Origin of the sequence: Microbispora oryzae, from assembly GCF_017896165.1 — a bacterium.
Classification (GTDB): Bacteria; Actinomycetota; Actinomycetes; order Streptosporangiales; family Streptosporangiaceae; genus Microbispora; species Microbispora oryzae.
Window position 1 is genome coordinate 42,987 of the sequence record NZ_JAFCNB010000002.1, and the last position, 16,974, is coordinate 59,960.

The window sequence follows — 16,974 nt, forward strand, 5'->3', positions numbered from 1 at the left end:
ATGCAGTTTACCTTGAAGGACTACCAGATCGATGCGGTCGGTGAAGTACTCCGCAACCTGGTCGACGCCCGTGACGACTATCATCGCAAGGGCCGCCCCGTCGCATTCTCACTCACTGCAACCACCGGTGCAGGCAAGACGGTGATGGCCGCCGCGGTTATCGAAGCACTCTTCTACGGCAATGATGACTTCGATTTCGAAGCTGATCCCGGTGCGGTGCTGCTGTGGTTCACCGACGACCCGTCATTGAACGAGCAGACGAGGTTTCGGCTCTTAGACGCAGCCGGCGATCGTATCGCTCACTCCCGCCTTGTGGTCGTGGAGAACACGTTCAACCAGGAGAAGCTCGAACCTGGCAAGGTCTATTTCCTCAACTCTCAGAAGTTGTCGAAGAACTCTCTCCTCGTGAAGGGTGCACCGGACGACATTCAGACCCCACTATTGGAACGCAGTGCGTCTCCGGACCTGCGGGTCTTCACAATGTGGGACACTATCCGCAACACAATTGAAGACGATCGGCTGACGCTGTACCTGATCCTCGATGAGGCGCACCGAGGGATGAAGGCTCCTTCGTCCCGGGATCGGGCGGAGAAGTCGACTATCGTCCGCCGCCTTATCAACGGCGCGAATGACGTTCCGCCGGTCCCAATCGTTTGGGGTATCTCCGCGACTGTGGAGCGGTTCAACACCGCGATGGCCGAGGCCGAGGGCCGCCTATCGTATCCCTCGGTCATTGTGGATCCAGCACGGGTGCAGGAGTCCGGTCTACTCAAGGACGACATCCGGCTCGACTTCCCCGCAGAGACCGGCGTCTTCGATTTGGTGCTCCTATCCCGGGCAACCCGGAAGCTCAAAGAATCTACCCAGCTGTGGCGAGAGTACGCCGAAGCGCAGGACACGAAGGCAGACCCTGTAGCGCCTCTACTGGTGGTGCAGGTGCCCAACAGTCCAACGCGGGAACTGCTGCTCTCAGCCCTGACGACTATCCGCGACGAGTGGCCCGATCTTCCACCGGACGCGGTCGCACACGTATTCGGTGAGCACACGCCCATCGACCTTGGTGGATATGTGATCCCGTATGTCAGTCCTGAGAAGGTGCAGGACCGTACACACATACGAGTCCTATTTGCGAAGGACGCAATTTCTACCGGTTGGGACTGCCCTCGCGCTGAAGTTTTGATGTCATTCCGACCGGCCAACGACGAGACGCATATTACTCAGTTGCTAGGCCGCATGGTTCGCACTCCACTCGCACGGCGTATCCCCGGCCACGACAGACTCAACTCGGTCGAGTGTGTCCTCCCTCACTTCAACCGTAAGACCGCAACTGCCGTCGCCGAAGTACTCTTGGGGCAGAAAGCCGAAGGTAACGACGGTTCTGGTGACACTGGTGGTGGCGAAGGCCGCCGCGTCCTCTTCAAGCCGGTCGATATGAATGTCAACTCCGCGATCTCTCAGGCTATCTGGAACGCTTTCGATGCTCTACCGTCCCAGACTTTGCCGCGAAAATCAGCCAAGCCTACCAAGCGGCTAACTGCGCTCGCGCAGGCGCTCTCACGAGACGGACTGCGCCCGAACGCACGCAAGGACGTCTACAGGGAGCTGTTCGGTGTACTTGACGGGCTTATGGCTCGTTACAAGCAGCAGGTTGAGGAGACCACCTATGGCCTCCTCAGGGTCGAAGGTGAAACTATCGCCGCAGGAGTAACCACAAAGAAAGTAAGAACTGTTGGGAAGTTCTCCGAGGCCGCCGATGAACGCGCTATCGACGCCGCATTCAAGAGTGCCGGACGTATCCTGTCCCCCGACCTCGCCCGCAAGTACGCTGACCATATCGCGGTCCCCGAGGATGAAGAGGATGGGCTGTTCGACGCCCATGTCAAGGTGGCAGCACTCGCTCAAATAGAAGGCGTCCAGGCAGAACTCGATCGGGAAGCTGACGCGCTCACGAAGAAGTGGCTCACCGAGTATCGTGTTGCCATCAAGGGTCTCTCCGATGAACGCCGAGCCGTCTACGACGACATTATCGCCATGTCCGCCAAGCCGCAGCGCATAGATATTCTCCGTCCTAAAATTCGCACCGAGGAAACAGAGAAAGCCGGCGGAAGCAGACTCCCTACTAAGCCAGCGCATCTCATGTCCGACGATAACGGCGAGTTCCCCGTCGGGTCGCTCAACACATGGGAGATGAAGGTCCTCGAATCGGAGATGAGTCAGCCCGGCTTCCGCGCCTGGTACCGTAATCCAGGACGCGCGTCTGAGGACTCTCTCGCCATCGCGTACAAGGACGCTAAAGACAACTGGCGACGTATGTGCCCTGATTTCATCTTCTTCAGTGGGAGCGATGACGACATCAAGGTATCAATCGTCGACCCCCACGGATTTCACCTCCGTGATGCACTGCCTAAGTTGCGCGGTCTAGCCGACTTCACAGAGGAGTACGGATCCACCTTCCATCGAATCGAAGCCGTCGCCGAGATGGAGGACCATACACTTCGTGTCCTAGACATAAAGATCGAATCAGTTCGCCAGGCTATCCGCCAGGCCGTTGACGCCGAGCAGTTGTATCTAAGCAACGCAGCTATAGATTACTAAGCAGTCCCGTTCCCGCGCTCTCGCGGTCTTAGGGCATAGGCGCGGTCCCGCCGCTCCTCGTCAGCAGCAGGCGACGTTGCGACAAAGGTTTCAGCGGTTTCATTGCCGAAATGCGCTTATGAGGATCAAGGCGGCGGCGCGGCGCGCCGCCGCAGTGCGGCCCGTCGCCCGCCCGCCGTCCGGGCGTGCGGCCTGGGGGCCGGTCCCGGCCGGCAGCGGCTCGGGCCGCCCACCGCACGCATGCCACGCCGTACCCACCGCGCTCGCCGACGCAGCCCCGCGCCGCCCAATGGCCCCACCGGCAAGCCGCCGTAGTACTGCCGGACGAATCCCACTGGGTTGCTGTCCTTTATGCCTCCGGCGGGGGCCTCTGGCTCCGGGATGATCGCCTGTGCCACAGTGCGAGGCCGTAAGCGGTTGCGGAGGCTGATCGTCCCGTCGCCATCGCCCAGGACAAGCCGAGCAGACCAGGGCCACGGGGTCAAGGTCGTTCGTCCAGTAGGGCGCTCCACCTTGACCCCGTGGCCCTGGCCCGCTTCCCCTGCGGGTGGGACGAAGGCGACGGGACGATCAGTCAGCGCGGACGCTTCTCTGCGCGATAGCAAAACCCACTTTCGGTCGCGTGGCCAGCCCGTCACACTGGGCAACGTGGAAGCTGCGTCTATACCTTCGCGTCGGTTCGGACCTGATTTCGTGGACGAGTACCGAAGGCGCCATGGCAACAAGACGCCACAGGGTCGCGCTCTCACCTACGAGAACGCCGTCAATGAGGAGTTCGCGTCTCGTCGGGAATGGCTGGACGAGCAGCTATCGCTATTACCCGTCCAGCAGGCTGATCAACTCGCCCGTAGGGTGTGGCAAGACGATCACTATTGGTCCGTCCACTTTGAAATGGCAGTCGGTGCCGCGCTCCGTCAAACAGGGCTGAAATTGATCTACGATCACCCCTGGTACCACCAGACTCCTGATTGGACGGTGTTTTCAGCCACAGGTGAGCCGCTGTGCATCGTCGAGGTTCACACCGCATCGCCAGCGCAGGTGACCTACAAGAACATGCGGGCGTGGCACCAACTGACCCAGCACATCAAGACGATTCCGGTCGGTGTACTTCTCATGCTAGAGCCTACCGGCAGGCCGATCTCAGCCCCGGACTCAAAGGCAGCGAAGAAGATCGCGGGAGAGGTGCGGAAGGCACTATGCAGTCCTTTTTGCCCGCCCCGCATACCAACCAGCTTCGGCTATACCTTCCTTATCCAGGGCGACGGCTACGGCGGAACCCTCCCCTCTCCTTTCGGTCTGTACACCTGCTTTGAGCCACCCAGTTCAATCGCCGGCCAGGTCAACGCGACACAGATCGTCACGCCCGTTAAGGGCAAGATCAGCAAGTATCGGAAACTGGTTGAGAAGCATGAGCTCCCGTTGGTGGTGGCAGTGGGTACCCACCCCTTCACCGGCCTGGGGCTTCAAGAACTCGACGACCTACTTACGGGCGAGCAGGTCATCACGTTCCAGTTCAACCTCGGGGACGCTTACATCGGCGGGCCTGCCGTCCCTTCGCCCCGATGGGACATGCCCCCAGAGTTGGCCGGGCTGCTCTGGATCGACAACAAGTTTCCGTTCACCGTGACGAGCAGGCCCAACCCCTCCGCGCATCGACCTATGCCCGCCCTCTTGGCCAACCTGGGCTCCTGATGTGCCATCCCGAAGATCCGGAACATGCCCGGAATGATCTTTCTTAGGACGGGCACGGCCGACAGATCGGCCCCAGGTCAGCGCAGCATCGGGCCAAGAAACGGCGATCCACTTCTAATCCGACGGTCGGGGGTTCGAATCCCTCAGGGCGCGCTCCTCTCCTCAGCCTCTTTGCCCCCTGAGCTGGGCTTTCGCTTGATCACGCCGTGATCGCCTGTGCAGCCGTACGCCGCCGAGAGCGGCCGCTTGTCGCCAGTCACGGGATATAACGCGGGATGATGTTGGTCGCGTTTCCCCAGGTCGCGCGGCGCTTTCCAGGACCTCTGCGGGATGAGACCCGCCCCGGAGAACGTTGAAGGGTCCCGGAGTGATCCGAGACCCTTGCTGGCGCGGTTCCGCTTCTATGCCTCCTGATCCCTCATCGCCACAAGCCGACCTGTTGCGACGTCAGCGATCTTCCTCGCCTGCTCTCGGAGCTCATCGTCACTCGGCGGAGTTTTCCGCACGGCTTCCCAGTCGTCGATGAGGATCATCAGCCAGTCGATCTCGTTAGGACCGTCGAATTCTTCCCTGACTCCAAGCTCAGAGATCAGGAAGTCCGCGCCGCTACCGATGGGGAGCGTGCCTTCTGCTATCCCCTGCGCTACATCCCGGGCGACCGCCCAAGGCGTGCGTTGGAGATCGATGGGCGGAAAGCCAGCCTCCACCATGACTTCGCGGACGAGGGGCTCAACTTCGGTCATTGATCCGATGGACAACGCATAACCCGCGAGCTCCCAGACGGCAGGAGAGTTGAGGCCGGCCTCGATGAGCTCGCAAGCCAGCCAACCGGCCTCCGGCGCAGTCCCGGAAAGCCGACCCCAGAGGAGTTCACCTCGCAGCTCGGCCAGGCGATTGTTGAGCTCAGGGGAAAGTTCCACCAGGCCAGTATCGCCGCATTGATCAATCACGATGCAAGCGCGCCTTCTATCCGTTGATTAGCGATCTCGCGTTGCCCGTCGATGCACTTCGCGTAGACGCGCAACATGACGTCCACACCGTGACCGGCCCGCTCGGCTGCTTCCGGAGCGTGGACACCCGCGTTCAACCAAAGGGACACGGCCGCATGGCGCAGGTCGTACGGCCGGGCCGCGAGCGGCGAGGCGACCAGTTCCGGCGTGAAGGCGTAGTTCCGCGCCTCTTTCCAGACCTTCGAGTAGGCCGAGCCGAAGATGAGGCCACCCGTCCTCGTACGGAAGAGCCGTCCGTGCGCCGGCCCGGCCGCGCGTCCCCCGCTGGAGGCGAGCTTGGCTAGGTCGGGGTTCGACAGGCGCGAGCGGAAGCTCTTGATCCGCGCCCCGGCGACCAGCAGGTGGATGACGTCGGTGTCGGCCCAGAACGTCACCATCACCCCGGCCTGGTCCGGGACCAGCCGGAACTGGCGTCCCGCCACGAACATGTTGCCGCTGGCCGGGACGACGCGGTCGAACTCCACCGGCCCGCTCGACCACGCCCTGACCAGCTCCTTGCCGTCGACCAGATCCGCGGGCTCGGCGAGAGCGGCCGGCGAAGTGGGATCCGGCGACGGGCAAGGCTGCTGCGGCGCACCCTGTTCAACGGCCCGGCCGTCGATTGCCTTGAGCGCGCCGGGAAGCCGCAGCGGCAGCAACTCCTCCCGGGGGTCGGCCTTGGGCCTGAACCGCTCGGCTGGACAGGCCATGCCGATCTAAGCCGTAACGCACCAACTGGCACATCCCCTGAAAGCTGCAGTACCTCGCACGGTCGGTCCGCGTCCTCGTCCGGAAGGAGAACATGTACGACCCCCGCTCGGCTCTCACCAAGCTCCGTAAGTTCGACGCTCCAGGCGTCATCTGGTACGCAGTAGTAACTGAGGAGTTCGTAGAGTTTCCCGTCTTCCTGCAGGTGTTCCGTGATCACAGAACAATGATCACACTATGTGATACCAGTCCATGGAGAAGGGTCATCAGCAGCCGGCCTCGCATTCGAGGGCTACAGCTTGCATCAGAATCTCAGGAGGGGTCATTTCCGCTCGTGAACGACGTGAACAGACGCCCGAGGAAGTCCAACGGGGAATTGAGGTGTTCGAGGAGTACGTCGAAGTCGCCACCAACCGCTCGGTACACACTCCGGAAGGAAGTGGTCCTCACGCCTGTCCCTGCTGCGGATATCTGACTCTCGACTCTCGCGGCTGGTACCAGATCTGCCCCGTGTGCTTTTGGGAGGACGACGGGCAGGACGACCACGATGCCGACGACATCCGGCGCGGCGGCCCCAACTATGGACTGAGCCTCACCCAGGCCCGCCTCAACTTCCAGCAGATCGGCGCCTACCGCGAGCGAGCCGTCCCCCATGTACGCCCCCCACGGCGCGAGGAATTCCCCACCGAGACAAACCCAAGGCCGCCTACCCGCGATCCGGACTGAAGCGCGCAGGCCAGACACGTGATCGTCGTGCAATTAGCGTGCAATTAGCCAGGGGAACGAGGGGGCAATCACGGTCACTCATGACCGGCCCTACGCCCAGCTCAGCAACACTAACGGCCGTGATCCATGCAATTCCCAAGCTGACAACGCCGCTTCCGTCTTCTCCACCACTGGCGCTGGAGCACGGATTTCGCTAGAGTGGCAACCTTCGGATGGCGCAACCTTCCGGAGTCTTTGAAGGCGAACGCCCCCGATGAACCTCAACCAGACACCCACACTGTTCCGTCTCGACGCCGCGTTGAACCGCATGGCCGTCACCTTCCACGGCATGACCGCCCATCCTGACGAGCACAACTGTGAGTGCCACTGGGGCAGCGCAGAAGAGCTCGCGCAGTTGAAGCTGCCGGACGCGGAGTTGGACCTCGATCTCCTGCGCCGCACTTGGCAGGCCACCGACTGGAATGACCATGCATCGGTGTTGCGCCGTATTCTGCCCCAGTTGTCCAGGGCCCTGGTCAGCGGCCTCGTCGAGCCTCTCTTCGGTATGGAGGAGGTCGGACGTGCATTTGCTCGCGGCGAGTGGCAGCAGTGGCCTGCCGAGCAGGCCGCATCGGTGCGGGAATTCCTGAACGCCTGGTGGGCCTCCACCCTCATCGACGCGGATCCTGCTGTGCCCGCGCACGAAGTCCTCGCTCTGTGTGCCGAAGCCTCCGCGACGCTCAGCCCATGGCTGCACGTCTGGGAGGTGCAGACGTGCGCCGTGGCCGACCAGCACCTGGCCGAAGCGGTCGCGCACTGGGAGTACGACTTGCTGGGAGACCAGCTCCCCTGGAGAGGCTGGGACAATGAGGAAGAGTTACGTACCGAGTTGACGGCCTGGCTGATTCGTCACGCCCCCGCCCGGCTTCATACCGGGAACGCTCCCGTAGAGCTGCTCCACCGGATACGGCTGCTCGGCCTTGTCGGCCCCGCCCGCTGGGAGGACCCCCACTGGCCTGGCCACCGCTACTGAGTCAACGCCCACCACGAATCAGTCTCCCTACTGGCCGTCATACAAAACAAGATCCGGAAGATGCGCGAAATGACCTTGCCGCGGTCGAGAGGGACCGAGCGATCACGCGCAGGTCAGCGCGTCCTTGGTCCGCGAAAAGGCGATCCACTTCGAATCCGACGGTCGGGGGTTCGAATCCCTCAGGGCGCGCTCCTCCCTCAGTCTCTTTGGCCCCTGAGCTGGGCTTTCGCTTGATCACGCCGTGATCGCCTGTGCAGCCGTACGCCACACGCCCACCTGCCGAGCGCGCGGACGGAGCCATACGCCGCCTCAGCGCAGCCCGTGCCTGCCCATCCAATCGGTGATCGCCGCGGCGATCACCTCGGGCTGCTCCTCCGGAGTGCTGTGGCCGGCGACGCCGTGCTTTTCGATGTCGAGGGCCGCCATGTTGTCGGCGCACCACTGGATCATCTCCTGACCCATCATGGCGCCATAGCCGAGTTCGAAAGCGATCAGCAGTTTGGGCACGTCGGTGCTGCTCGCCAGCCACTTGTCGTACGCCTCGACTATGGCCACGACATCGGCCGGCTCGCCGCCCAGTGGCATCGATCGCGCCCATCGGAGAATCGGCAGGCGGCTGTCGCGGGTGGGGAACGCCTTGCGGTAGACGGCGAGATCCTCTTCGGCGAGGCCACTGCTCTCAATGAACATGTTGTCGTCCAGGAGTATGGCCTCACCCACTCCCTCCGTCTTGATCGCCTTGAACACCTCCCGCCCCGCTTCGGGCAACTCCTCCCAGGACATCGGCTTCACGATCGTCTCGGTGAACGCGATGCCGCGCACACGTCCGGGATGGCGGGCGGCCCAGTCGAAGGCGAGCGCGCCGCCCCAGTCGTGCCCGATGAGGATCACGTCGTCGAGGTCCAGGGCGTCGAACCACGCATCCAGATAGCGAGCATGATCGCTGAATGTGTAGTCGATGTCGGGCTTCCCGGAGTCGCCCATTCCGATCAGGTCGGGCGCGAGCCGGCGGCCGGGGTCACCGACGGCGGGCATGATATGACGCCACAGATAGGACGAGTGCGGGTTCCCGTGCAGGAAGACCATCGGTGTCCCCGTCCCGAGCTCCCGATAGAACATCGTCGAGTCGAGTATGTGCGCGGTTGGCATGGCAAACCTTTCTGTTACGACAAATCAACTGTTGAGGTTCATCACTCGGTCAACGGCGATCTCAACCACCACCCGGCCCGGCGGGTTGGGCGGTGGTGACGAGTAGCGCCTGGCGTATCGCCGTACTCCTTCGGCGACCCGCAGCGGGTCGTCGGACACGGTGGCCGGGCCCTCGAGCGTGATCCAGCGGAAGCCCGCGATCTGGCAGAGCGCGGCGCGGCTTCCGGGGGCCGACAGGAGGTTCCTGGCCTTGCGGGACGAGCCGACCGTCATGACCCGGGCCAGTCTTGCCTCGCGATCCCAGGTGAACCGGACGGCCACCACGTGAGGAGACCCGTCCGGCCGGAAGGTGGTCAGGGTGGCGAGATGCGGCTCGGCCAAGAAGCGCTCCGCAGAGGACGGCAACGGCAGCGTTGTCATATGAAGGCGGCGACGTTCCGGGCCGCCCAATCGGCGAAGGTGCGGGGTGCTCGGCCGAGGATCTTCTGGACGTCGAGGCTGACACGCTGTTCCGCGGGCAGCGGGTCGCCGAGGATGGCGAGTGGCCCGTCGACGACCGGCTCGGGCATGAACTGCGCCATCTGCGCCCGGGCCTCGTCGCGGCTCTGCTCGATGAACCGTATTGGTGCGTCGAGGGCGTCACCGATGGCCTGGGCCCGCTGGCGTGGAGTGATCGGCGCCGGGCCGGTGAGCTCGTACGTGCGACCGCCGGCGCCCTGAGTGGAGAGCAGGACGATCCGCCGCACACCGCCGGCTTTCGCGGCGCCGAGGATGGCTTGCGGGTCTTCGCCCGCGACGAGGAGGAACAGCGCGTCGGCTCCGTCGAGTACGGGCCGAAGGCCATCCGGGTCGGCGAGGTCGGCCTGCCGGTGCCGTACGCCCTCCGGCAACTCGGCCGGTCGCCTGGAGACGGCCGTCACGGGTTCACCTGCCTGGGCCAGCGCGTGGACCAGTGGCCGCCCGACATTTCCCGTCGCTCCGGTTACTACGATCACGAACAGCTCCGCTCCGAGTCGGTGACTTCGAGGAAGCTAGCATCCTTCGTATAGTAGGTACCTAGAGGAAAGTAACTATGTCAGAGGGGATCCGCATGAGCGGTGACGCGACATGGTCGGCGACTGTGTCGGCCGACCCCGAGCAGGCCTGCCCGATCGCTCCGGTCGTCGACATCGTCTTCAGCCGCTGGACCACGCCGATCCTCTGGAGCCTCAACGAATACGGCCGGCAGCGCTTTGTGGAGCTGGAGCGGCGCATCTCCACGATTACGCCCAAGGTGCTGACCCAGCGGCTCCGGCAACTGGAGCGCGACGGCCTCGTGGTGCGCACCTACCATCCCGAAGTGCCGCCGCGGGTGGAGTACGAAATCAGCGATCTGGGACGCAGCCTCGCGCCCCTTTTCGCCGCCCTAGCCGACTGGGCCGGCGCCAACATGGGCAAGGTCGAGGAGGCCCGGGAGGAGTACGACGCAGAAGATCGCCGCCCCCGCCGTGCGTGATCACGCACAGATTCCCACCAGTCCGGGATACGTGCGGCATAAACCCTCGTGCCAGTGCAAATGCTGAGGGTGTGCAGAGTCAGGGCCGTTGCGTTCTCGGATCATGAGATGACAGGGGGGTGTGGCGATGCCCCCAGGGCCACTTCCGCCTTGTGAACGACAACCGCGTACCCGCCGGGGACGCCGCTACCGGCTCGGGTCATTGCTGGTGGCCTGCCTGCTGGCCGTACTCGCCGGAGCGACCTCGCTCGCGGCTGTCATCAGATACATCACCGGGTGCGACCCGGCCCTCCTGGCGCGTATCGGGCTGCCGGCCACGGCCACCCGGCTGGCGGCGACCACGTTGCCGCCTGATGTCGCGGCTGGACGGTGATGCCCTGGACATCGTGGCCGACCACTACCTGGCGACGCCGGCCGGCACCACACATCCACCCGCTCCGCCCGCACTGACCGGACTGACCGGACCGGCCGTGGACGGCAAGACCCTGCGCGGCAGCCGCACTCCTGGCACGGCCGCGGTCCCTCAGAACGCCGAAGGGCTCCGGAGTGATCCGAGGCCCGCAAGCAGGCTCCACGGAACCCGAGGCACATCACCCCCACCGGTTGGAAAGGATGGAGCCTCCGAAATCCGTTGGACGTCTGTCGGGCACTCTGCAAGCATCTGCACGGTGACAGACGAAGCCGATCGCCGGACGCCCACCAGTCGAAAGCATGTGCGCTTTGTCGAGCTGTCCCGCACCGCGATGTCCGCTCTGCTTGACGGGGACCTGCCCGCAGCCAGTAAGACGGCTGGGGTCGCTCTGACCGAGTACTTCGTGACCGACAGAGCACGGTGGCTGTGGCGCTTCCGGATCGATCAAATGGCTGCCGACCCGGGCAACGCACGGTGGATGGTGCGGCAGATAGCAACCGGGCCGGAAGGTGTCGTCGTCGGTCATGCCGGGTTTCACGGACCGCCCGATGACGCGGGCATGGTTGAGATCGGTTACTCGGTTGCTCCTGACTTCCGTCGCCAGGGGTATGCCCGTGCCATGCTGATCGAGTTGCTGCGCCGGGCCGCGGCCGAACCGGCGGTCAAGACCGTGCGGGCGACGATCAGTCCCGACAATGTGGCGTCTCTGGCCACGATCGCCGGCTTCGGCTTCGTCGAGGTCGGAGAGCAGTGGGACGAAGAGGACGGTCTTGGACTCATCTTTGAAGTCCCTGCCGACCGCAGCCCCTCGGCGTAATCAACCTGGTGAAGGTTCCCCGGTCACAGCACCAGATGGGCCATAGAGGGCCGTTCGGGGACGAATCGACCCATAGGACACACCAGCCTCCGAGGTCACTGTCCGGTCTGTCGCTGGCGCAGCAACTCGGCTGCGATGGAGTACGGCGGTGCCGCGGCCTGGGAGCGGGCGGCATGCTCGACGATCGCGTCCCGGACAGAGCGGTCGTCGGCGGGCCGGGGGTATGCCGCATAGATCGGCTGGAGCATCTCGGCGCCGAGGTCGGTGAAGCGGCCGGCATCGGTGAAGACACCTTTGTGGGTCAAGTAGGTCAGCAGCCCGCGCCGCTCGGCAATGCCCACGGAGGAGTGCAGGGCGATCGCTTCCCACACCCGGTCGACGTCCGCCGCGCCGATGCCGTGCTCGGTCAGCACGGATGCCGCCAGATCGGCGCCTTCCACTTCGAACCGGGCCTGGCCGGCCGCGAGAGTGCCCAGCCCCAGATCGTGCATCACGCAGGCGGCGAAGAGCAGGTCCTCGTCGTATGCCGGGTCGTTCAGGCAGCCTTCCCGCTCGGCCAACAGGCGAGCGAACAAGAAACTGCGGATGCTGTGGTCGGCGATCGGCGTGCTCTCCGACTTATGCACGAGGGCGAGGCTCGCGTCGGCCAGCGGCCCCGTGGGCAGGGCGAGTATGTCGTTCATGCCCCGACCGTACGAGGGCGGAGTCAGAAACGAGAAGAGGCGCGAGTGCCGTGCATCGCCAGGAGGGGCCATGACGTCGACGAATCGATCAGCATCAGGTGGCGGTCTCGTCTTTTGGCCGGCGGCTTCAGCTTCACGCAAAGACGGGCATACATCACTGCGGCCTTGACGTGAGGCATCGCAGCTGACGCAGCATCAGCATGGCGTCCTTCTCGAGGCGCGAAAGATCGCGGAGGATGACGCCGGCCTGTTCCAGGAACTTCGCGTCGCCGCTCTCTCCGGCCTTCGCGATCAAGGTGGACACTTCCGTCCACAGGACGGCGGCCTCGGCGTACAGCCTGTGACCGGCGCGGAGGTTGCCGTCGTCGATCAGCCGGGTGCATTCGCCGAGGAAGTCGCGATAGAGGGCGCGGAACAGGGCACCGCCGGTGCCGCCCTTCTCCATGAGACGGGCGGCCTGTGGCAGGTCCTGCCGCGGCTCGCCGGCGCGTATCAGCCATCTGGGCACCTGCTTGCCGGCTTTCTCGATGCCGCGGTGGCCCAGGTTCGCGATGGGAGCGGCGAGAAAGGCGTCGGCGCAGGCTCCGATGGCGGGGATGATCTGGTCCTGCCAGGAAAGCGGGTGAGCCGGCAAGGTGATGGTGAAGGAGCGGTTCCTGGCGGTCATCGGGCCGCGTTCGGCCCGTGCCATGGCGAGGGAGGCCCGGCTGGTGCGCACCGCTCCTCCCTGTTGGTCGGTGTCCACGAGGTAGACGTCGCGCTCGTCGTAGCCGTACATGGCGACGACATGACCGCCGAAGTGCACCTTGGAGCGGAAATAGTCCAGGTGATAGCAGTCGAGCTGGAGACCGACCGGCCGACCGGCGTCGATGGGGACCGCCACGTTCTCCCACGCCCTGGGCGGTGAGGTGGTCTCCTTGACCGTCAACGTCAGCCCCAGCCTGGCGGCCAGGTTCCTGGTGAGGTCGAAAGGTTTGACACGGCCTCCGAGAAAGGGAAACGTCATGCCCTTGCTGTCCCAATAGATGAAGGACAGGCCCGAACCCATTCCGAACAGCATGGGCTCGGACAGATCAAGTCCCTCATGCCGCAACAGCACCCCCAGCGCCGTCGTCTCGCAGTGATGCATACCGCGGGCCTCGATGTCCTCCACGATCGTCATGCGTTCGCTCTCCTCGTACTGACAGCGGCGCACGGTCACACCGTCCCCATCCTGATACCTCATGATCAAGCGTTGGGGCCGCTGGGATGGCACACTGTCCGACCGTGGGAGTCATCTACGACTACTTCAGCGCCGCCACGGACGATGAAGCCGCGGCCGTCTACGACTGGCCTGCAGGTCCCATCTGCCCGCCTTCCGGCACCGAGCCAAAAGACAGCGTCGAAGTCAAGAACATCGATCCACACGTGATGATGGGAACCCTGGAGGCGCTGCTCACCGGCAATCGATACGAGGACATCACCGAGCGGCCCAGGCATGCCGCGACGCTGAGATTCGGCGATGACGGAGGAGATGGGCTCTTCACCATTACCGGCGAATTCACCTCGGCACTCGTCTCCGCCGACGATGACCGGATCCATGCCGTAGCACACGCCTGGTCCGAGACAGAGGAGTTCTGGGGCCATGCGGACCCGGCCGAGCTGGCCGAGCTGCTTCGAGACCTGCGTGATCTGGCGGTACGAGCCACCCAGCAGCGGCACCAGCTGTACTGCTGGATGTCTCTCTGACACCGCGGCGGACGCCGCGTGCGGGCAGGCCTCCGGCGTGACAGCGGCACCCACTGTGAATCGGCCGCGCCTCCCCGCACCTCCATGTCGCGTTACTCAGCGTTCAGGTCGGCCGGGCCGCTTGTGATCACGCCCTCCAGCGGGGAGTCGGTCGCCTTCGCCGAGTCCCGCTGGGTCCGGACGTCGGACAGCCGGGCGTTCAGGGCGTTCTCTATGGCCTGGTGGGCGTCGCTGCCCAGGACCAACCGGCGGGGTGCCGGGTCGTGGTCGACGCTGGCGATCATCGCGGTGGCCATCAGGGCCGGGTCGCCTATGCCTTCGGTCGTCCGTTCGGTGAGGACGCGGCGGATCGCAGCGGCGGGGGTGACGTCGTACGCCTCGATGCGGTCGGCCAGCACCGAACCGCCGTAGCGGAAATTGGTGCGGGCGCCGCCCGGTTCGACGATGGTGACGCCGATGCCGAACGGAGCCACCTCGCCGGCCAGCGCGTCCGCGAAACCCTCCACACCCCACTTCGTGGCGTGGTAGAGCGATCCGCCCGGCCACGCCGCCTGCCCGCCGACCGAGGAGAGCTGCAGGATCCGGCCGCCGCCCTGTCGGCGCAGATGTGGCAGCGCGGCCCGGATCAGCCGGATCGACCCCGTCAGATTGGTCGCGATCTGGTGCACCACCTGGTCGTCGGTCAACTCCTCGGCCGCGCCCATCAGGCCGTACCCGGCATTGCTGACCACGACGTCGATCCGGCCGAGAGCGGCCCACGCCTCGTCGACCACCGCGGTTATCTCGGCCGGATCGGTGACGTCGAGGTGGGCCGCGCGGAAGTCGTCCGGCCAGCGGCGCGACAGATCGTCCACGCTCCCGATAGCGCGGAAGGTGCCGACGACACGGTCACCGCGGGAGAGGAGTTGCTCGCTGAGGTGCCGGCCGAAACCGCTGTTGGCGCCGGTGATGAGCCAGGTTCGTGAAGTCATGCCGGTAGCGTCGGCCGGATCCCGGCAAATCAGCCATTCCCCTGGTGAGAGGGGTGCCGCCAGGGCTACCCAGCACGGCCCCGAACCGGCTTATGGTCGGAACGTGAACCTGATCGGCGAATACCTGCGCGCCCGGCGCGAGCTGATCCGGCCAGAGGATGTCGGACTGCCCGGCAACGGTCATCGGCGGGTGCCCGGGCTGCGGCGGGACGAACTGGCCATGCTCGCCGGGATCAGCACCGAGTACTACACGCGGCTTGAGCAGGGCCGCGACCGGCGTCCCTCACCCCAGGTGCTCGATGCGATCGCCCGCGCGCTCGGCCTCGACGAGGACGCCACCGCGCACCTGCACACGCTCGGCGCCCCGGAGGAACCCCGGAGGCGCCGGCCCGGGCGGGTCCGAGCCGGCGTACAAGATCTGCTCGACGCGTGGCACGACACCCCCGCGTACGTCCAAGGGCCGTTCCAGGACGTGCTGGCGGCCAACCGTCTGGCCGTGGCGTTGTCACCGATCTTCGCCCCGGGCACCAACATTCTTCGCTCGGTGCTGCTCGACCCCGCCGTACAGGAGTTCCTGCCCGGGTGGCAGAACCGGGTCAGCAGTCTGATCGCCGCCCTGCGGGTGATGGTCGGCCCCGACGTCAACGATCCGCGCTTGACCGATCTGGTCGGCGAACTGTCGGTGAAGAGCGACCTGTTCCGCCGTCTCTGGTCACGCCACGACGCCAAGCCGCATCCGGGCGGCGGGGCGCACCGGCTGCGCCACCCGATCGTCGGCGACCTCGAACTGCACTACGAGAAGTTCGCCGTCACCGGCGCCGACGGGCAACTGCTCGTCGTCTACCACGCCGAGCCCGGCTCGCCGAGCGCCGACGCCCTCATCCTGCTGGGGTCGCTGCCGCAGGAAGCCGCTCCCCTCCCTCCCCACACGGCGGAGCGACTCAAGCCTCGAACTCACACGCATCCCCCTCGCTGAGCGTCCGTGCGCCGGTGTGCGTTTCCGGCCATTCGTGGACGACAACGCGGTGGTCCGGTAGGCGATCTCGCCTTATGCCGTCAGAGCTGCTTCAGGAATCCGCCATCGACGGCGAAGTCGGCGCCGGTCGTGCTCGCCGAACGAGGTGACGCGAGCAGGGCGACCACGTCGGCGATCTCCTGGGGCTCGGCCAGACGGCCGGTCGACAGCTTCATCATCTCGGGTGCCACCTGGTTCATGACGCTGTCACGGTCTGTTCCGACCTGAGCGGCGAGGATGTCGGCCGCGCCGCCGCTCTCCGTCCACCACGCCGTACGCACCGGACCCGGGGAGACGGTGTTCACCCGGATGCCCTGCGGTGCGAACTCCTCCGACAGCGCCTTCGTCAGGTTGTTGAGGCCCGCCTTCGCGGCGTTGTAGTCGACGTTCATGGGCGCGGGCAGGCGGGCGTTGCCCGAGGAGATGTTGACGATCGAGCCTCCGCCACGGGCGAGCATCGGCGGGATGGCCGCCCGAACGGCGCGCACGGCCGAGAACAGGTTGAACTCGAACATCACCCGCCAGTCTTCGTCGGTGGGGGCCAGGAACGAGAAGCGCGGCAGGGACACGCCGGGTGGCGGTCCGCCGGCGTTGTTCACCAGGATGTCGAGGCCCCCGAACTCCGTCACGGCCCGCGCCACGATCCCGGCGGGAGCCTCGGGGTCCATCAGGTCGGCCGGAACGTGGAACAGGTCGCCGCTGAGCGCCTCCAACTCGGGGGTGCTTCTCCGCGAAGCGGCCACGACACGGACGCCTTCGTTGAGGAGGGTACGAGTGACGGCCAGACCGATGCCTTTGGAGGCACCGGTGACAACCGCGACCCGACCGGAAAGCTGCAAATCCATATTGTCATCCCTCGTTGCGATCTCATTCGGAAAGCGATCACCAACGACGTTACGAGCGGTCGTGCGACGAGGGCTGGTGTGATTCAGACCAGCAATTGCGGCGTATATCGGACGTCGCATCCGAGGTCCGCGCTCGG

General features: G+C 65.1%; 18 protein-coding genes. 9 read left to right on the forward strand and 9 right to left on the reverse strand.

Translation table 11 applies throughout. The features are described 5' to 3' along the window. Positions 1-2,595: a DEAD/DEAH box helicase gene (locus JOL79_RS03775; protein WP_210154242.1), complete on the forward strand. Its 2,595-nt coding sequence runs from the start codon at positions 1-3 to the stop codon at positions 2,593-2,595. Between the two features lie 693 nt (positions 2,596-3,288). Then, a complete protein-coding gene (locus tag JOL79_RS03780; protein ID WP_210154243.1) occupies positions 3,289-4,287 on the forward strand; it encodes a hypothetical protein in 999 nt (332 codons plus the stop codon). 401 nt (positions 4,288-4,688) lie between these two features. On the opposite strand, the gene JOL79_RS03785 is transcribed toward JOL79_RS03780, so the two are convergent. After that, complete coding sequence (locus JOL79_RS03785; protein WP_210154244.1) at positions 4,689-5,207, reverse strand: hypothetical protein; 519 nt, start codon at positions 5,205-5,207, stop codon at positions 4,689-4,691. A 26-nt stretch (positions 5,208-5,233) separates the two neighbouring features. Then, entirely contained in the window at positions 5,234-5,986 is a 753-nt protein-coding gene (locus tag JOL79_RS33725; protein WP_230984205.1) for a site-specific integrase, read from the reverse strand. A gap of 379 nt (positions 5,987-6,365) precedes the next feature. On the opposite strand from JOL79_RS33725, the gene JOL79_RS03795 reads away from it, so the two are divergent. Then, a complete protein-coding gene (locus tag JOL79_RS03795) occupies positions 6,366-6,710 on the forward strand; it encodes a CPCC family cysteine-rich protein (protein ID WP_210154245.1) in 345 nt (114 codons plus the stop codon). A 253-nt stretch (positions 6,711-6,963) separates the two neighbouring features. Then, positions 6,964-7,722, forward strand: a complete 759-nt coding sequence (locus JOL79_RS03800) for a hypothetical protein (protein ID WP_210154246.1) — start codon at positions 6,964-6,966, stop codon at positions 7,720-7,722. 309 nt (positions 7,723-8,031) lie between these two features. Here JOL79_RS03800 and JOL79_RS03805 read toward each other — a convergent pair whose 3' ends face one another. Genes JOL79_RS03805 through JOL79_RS03815 form a run of 3 tightly spaced genes read right to left on the reverse strand, consistent with a single transcriptional unit; the run spans position 8,032 to position 9,866 of the window. After that, positions 8,032-8,871, reverse strand: a complete 840-nt coding sequence (locus JOL79_RS03805; RefSeq protein WP_210154247.1) for a haloalkane dehalogenase — start codon at positions 8,869-8,871, stop codon at positions 8,032-8,034. 24 nt (positions 8,872-8,895) lie between these two features. Then, on the reverse strand, positions 8,896-9,252 hold the full coding sequence (locus tag JOL79_RS03810; RefSeq protein ID WP_307848294.1) for a pyridoxamine 5'-phosphate oxidase family protein: 357 nt from the start codon (positions 9,250-9,252) through the stop codon (positions 8,896-8,898). A 35-nt stretch (positions 9,253-9,287) separates the two neighbouring features. Next, positions 9,288-9,866 carry an SDR family oxidoreductase gene (locus JOL79_RS03815; RefSeq protein WP_210154249.1) on the reverse strand — a complete coding sequence of 193 codons (579 nt, stop codon included), beginning with the start codon at positions 9,864-9,866 and terminating at the stop codon, positions 9,288-9,290. Between the two features lie 95 nt (positions 9,867-9,961). On the opposite strand from JOL79_RS03815, the gene JOL79_RS03820 reads away from it, so the two are divergent. The 3 genes from JOL79_RS03820 to JOL79_RS03830 all read left to right on the forward strand — a co-directional run bounded on the left by JOL79_RS03820 (position 9,962) and on the right by JOL79_RS03830 (position 11,595). After that, positions 9,962-10,366, forward strand: a complete 405-nt coding sequence (locus tag JOL79_RS03820) for a winged helix-turn-helix transcriptional regulator (RefSeq protein ID WP_210154250.1) — start codon at positions 9,962-9,964, stop codon at positions 10,364-10,366. A gap of 208 nt (positions 10,367-10,574) precedes the next feature. Continuing rightward, positions 10,575-10,739, forward strand: a complete 165-nt coding sequence (locus tag JOL79_RS03825) for a hypothetical protein (RefSeq protein WP_230984207.1) — start codon at positions 10,575-10,577, stop codon at positions 10,737-10,739. A 295-nt stretch (positions 10,740-11,034) separates the two neighbouring features. After that, positions 11,035-11,595, forward strand: coding sequence for a GNAT family N-acetyltransferase (locus tag JOL79_RS03830; RefSeq protein WP_210154252.1), 561 nt, complete (start codon positions 11,035-11,037; stop codon positions 11,593-11,595). 95 nt (positions 11,596-11,690) lie between these two features. On the opposite strand, the gene JOL79_RS03835 is transcribed toward JOL79_RS03830, so the two are convergent. Both JOL79_RS03835 and JOL79_RS03840 read right to left on the reverse strand, forming a co-directional pair. Beyond that, positions 11,691-12,278 carry an HD domain-containing protein gene (locus tag JOL79_RS03835; protein ID WP_210154253.1) on the reverse strand — a complete coding sequence of 196 codons (588 nt, stop codon included), beginning with the start codon at positions 12,276-12,278 and terminating at the stop codon, positions 11,691-11,693. Positions 12,279-12,432: 154 nt separating this feature from the next. After that, the gene (locus tag JOL79_RS03840) at positions 12,433-13,440 is read right to left on the reverse strand and encodes a BtrH N-terminal domain-containing protein (protein WP_210154254.1); all 1,008 of its coding nucleotides are present in this window, start codon (positions 13,438-13,440) and stop codon (positions 12,433-12,435) included. Between the two features lie 104 nt (positions 13,441-13,544). On the opposite strand from JOL79_RS03840, the gene JOL79_RS03845 reads away from it, so the two are divergent. Beyond that, positions 13,545-14,006, forward strand: a complete 462-nt coding sequence (locus JOL79_RS03845) for a hypothetical protein (protein ID WP_210154255.1) — start codon at positions 13,545-13,547, stop codon at positions 14,004-14,006. Between the two features lie 92 nt (positions 14,007-14,098). Here JOL79_RS03845 and JOL79_RS03850 read toward each other — a convergent pair whose 3' ends face one another. Continuing rightward, complete coding sequence (locus JOL79_RS03850) at positions 14,099-14,977, reverse strand: SDR family oxidoreductase (protein WP_210154256.1); 879 nt, start codon at positions 14,975-14,977, stop codon at positions 14,099-14,101. A 103-nt stretch (positions 14,978-15,080) separates the two neighbouring features. Between JOL79_RS03850 and JOL79_RS03855 the strand changes: the two genes are divergently transcribed. Next, positions 15,081-15,953 (forward strand): helix-turn-helix domain-containing protein, encoded by an 873-nt coding sequence (locus tag JOL79_RS03855; protein WP_307848295.1) that lies wholly within the window; start codon positions 15,081-15,083, stop codon positions 15,951-15,953. 80 nt (positions 15,954-16,033) lie between these two features. Here the strand turns inward: JOL79_RS03855 and JOL79_RS03860 are convergent, their stop codons facing one another. Further along, entirely contained in the window at positions 16,034-16,837 is an 804-nt protein-coding gene (locus tag JOL79_RS03860) for an SDR family NAD(P)-dependent oxidoreductase (protein ID WP_210154258.1), read from the reverse strand. Between the last annotated feature and the right edge of the window lie 137 nt (positions 16,838-16,974).

Coding starts and splice junctions, on each gene's coding strand:
- JOL79_RS03850 (WP_210154256.1), bottom strand. CDS start 14,977: ATGACTTCACGAACCTGGCTCATCACCGGCGCCAACAGCGGTTTCGGC.
- JOL79_RS03835 (WP_210154253.1), bottom strand. CDS start 12,278: ATGAACGACATACTCGCCCTGCCCACGGGGCCGCTGGCCGACGCGAGC.
- JOL79_RS03820 (WP_210154250.1), top strand. CDS start 9,962: ATGAGCGGTGACGCGACATGGTCGGCGACTGTGTCGGCCGACCCCGAG.
- JOL79_RS03775 (WP_210154242.1), top strand. CDS start 1: ATGCAGTTTACCTTGAAGGACTACCAGATCGATGCGGTCGGTGAAGTA.
- JOL79_RS03860 (WP_210154258.1), bottom strand. CDS start 16,837: ATGGATTTGCAGCTTTCCGGTCGGGTCGCGGTTGTCACCGGTGCCTCC.
- JOL79_RS03840 (WP_210154254.1), bottom strand. CDS start 13,440: ATGACGATCGTGGAGGACATCGAGGCCCGCGGTATGCATCACTGCGAG.
- JOL79_RS03800 (WP_210154246.1), top strand. CDS start 6,964: ATGAACCTCAACCAGACACCCACACTGTTCCGTCTCGACGCCGCGTTG.
- JOL79_RS03805 (WP_210154247.1), bottom strand. CDS start 8,871: ATGCCAACCGCGCACATACTCGACTCGACGATGTTCTATCGGGAGCTC.
- JOL79_RS33725 (WP_230984205.1), bottom strand. CDS start 5,986: ATGGCCTGTCCAGCCGAGCGGTTCAGGCCCAAGGCCGACCCCCGGGAG.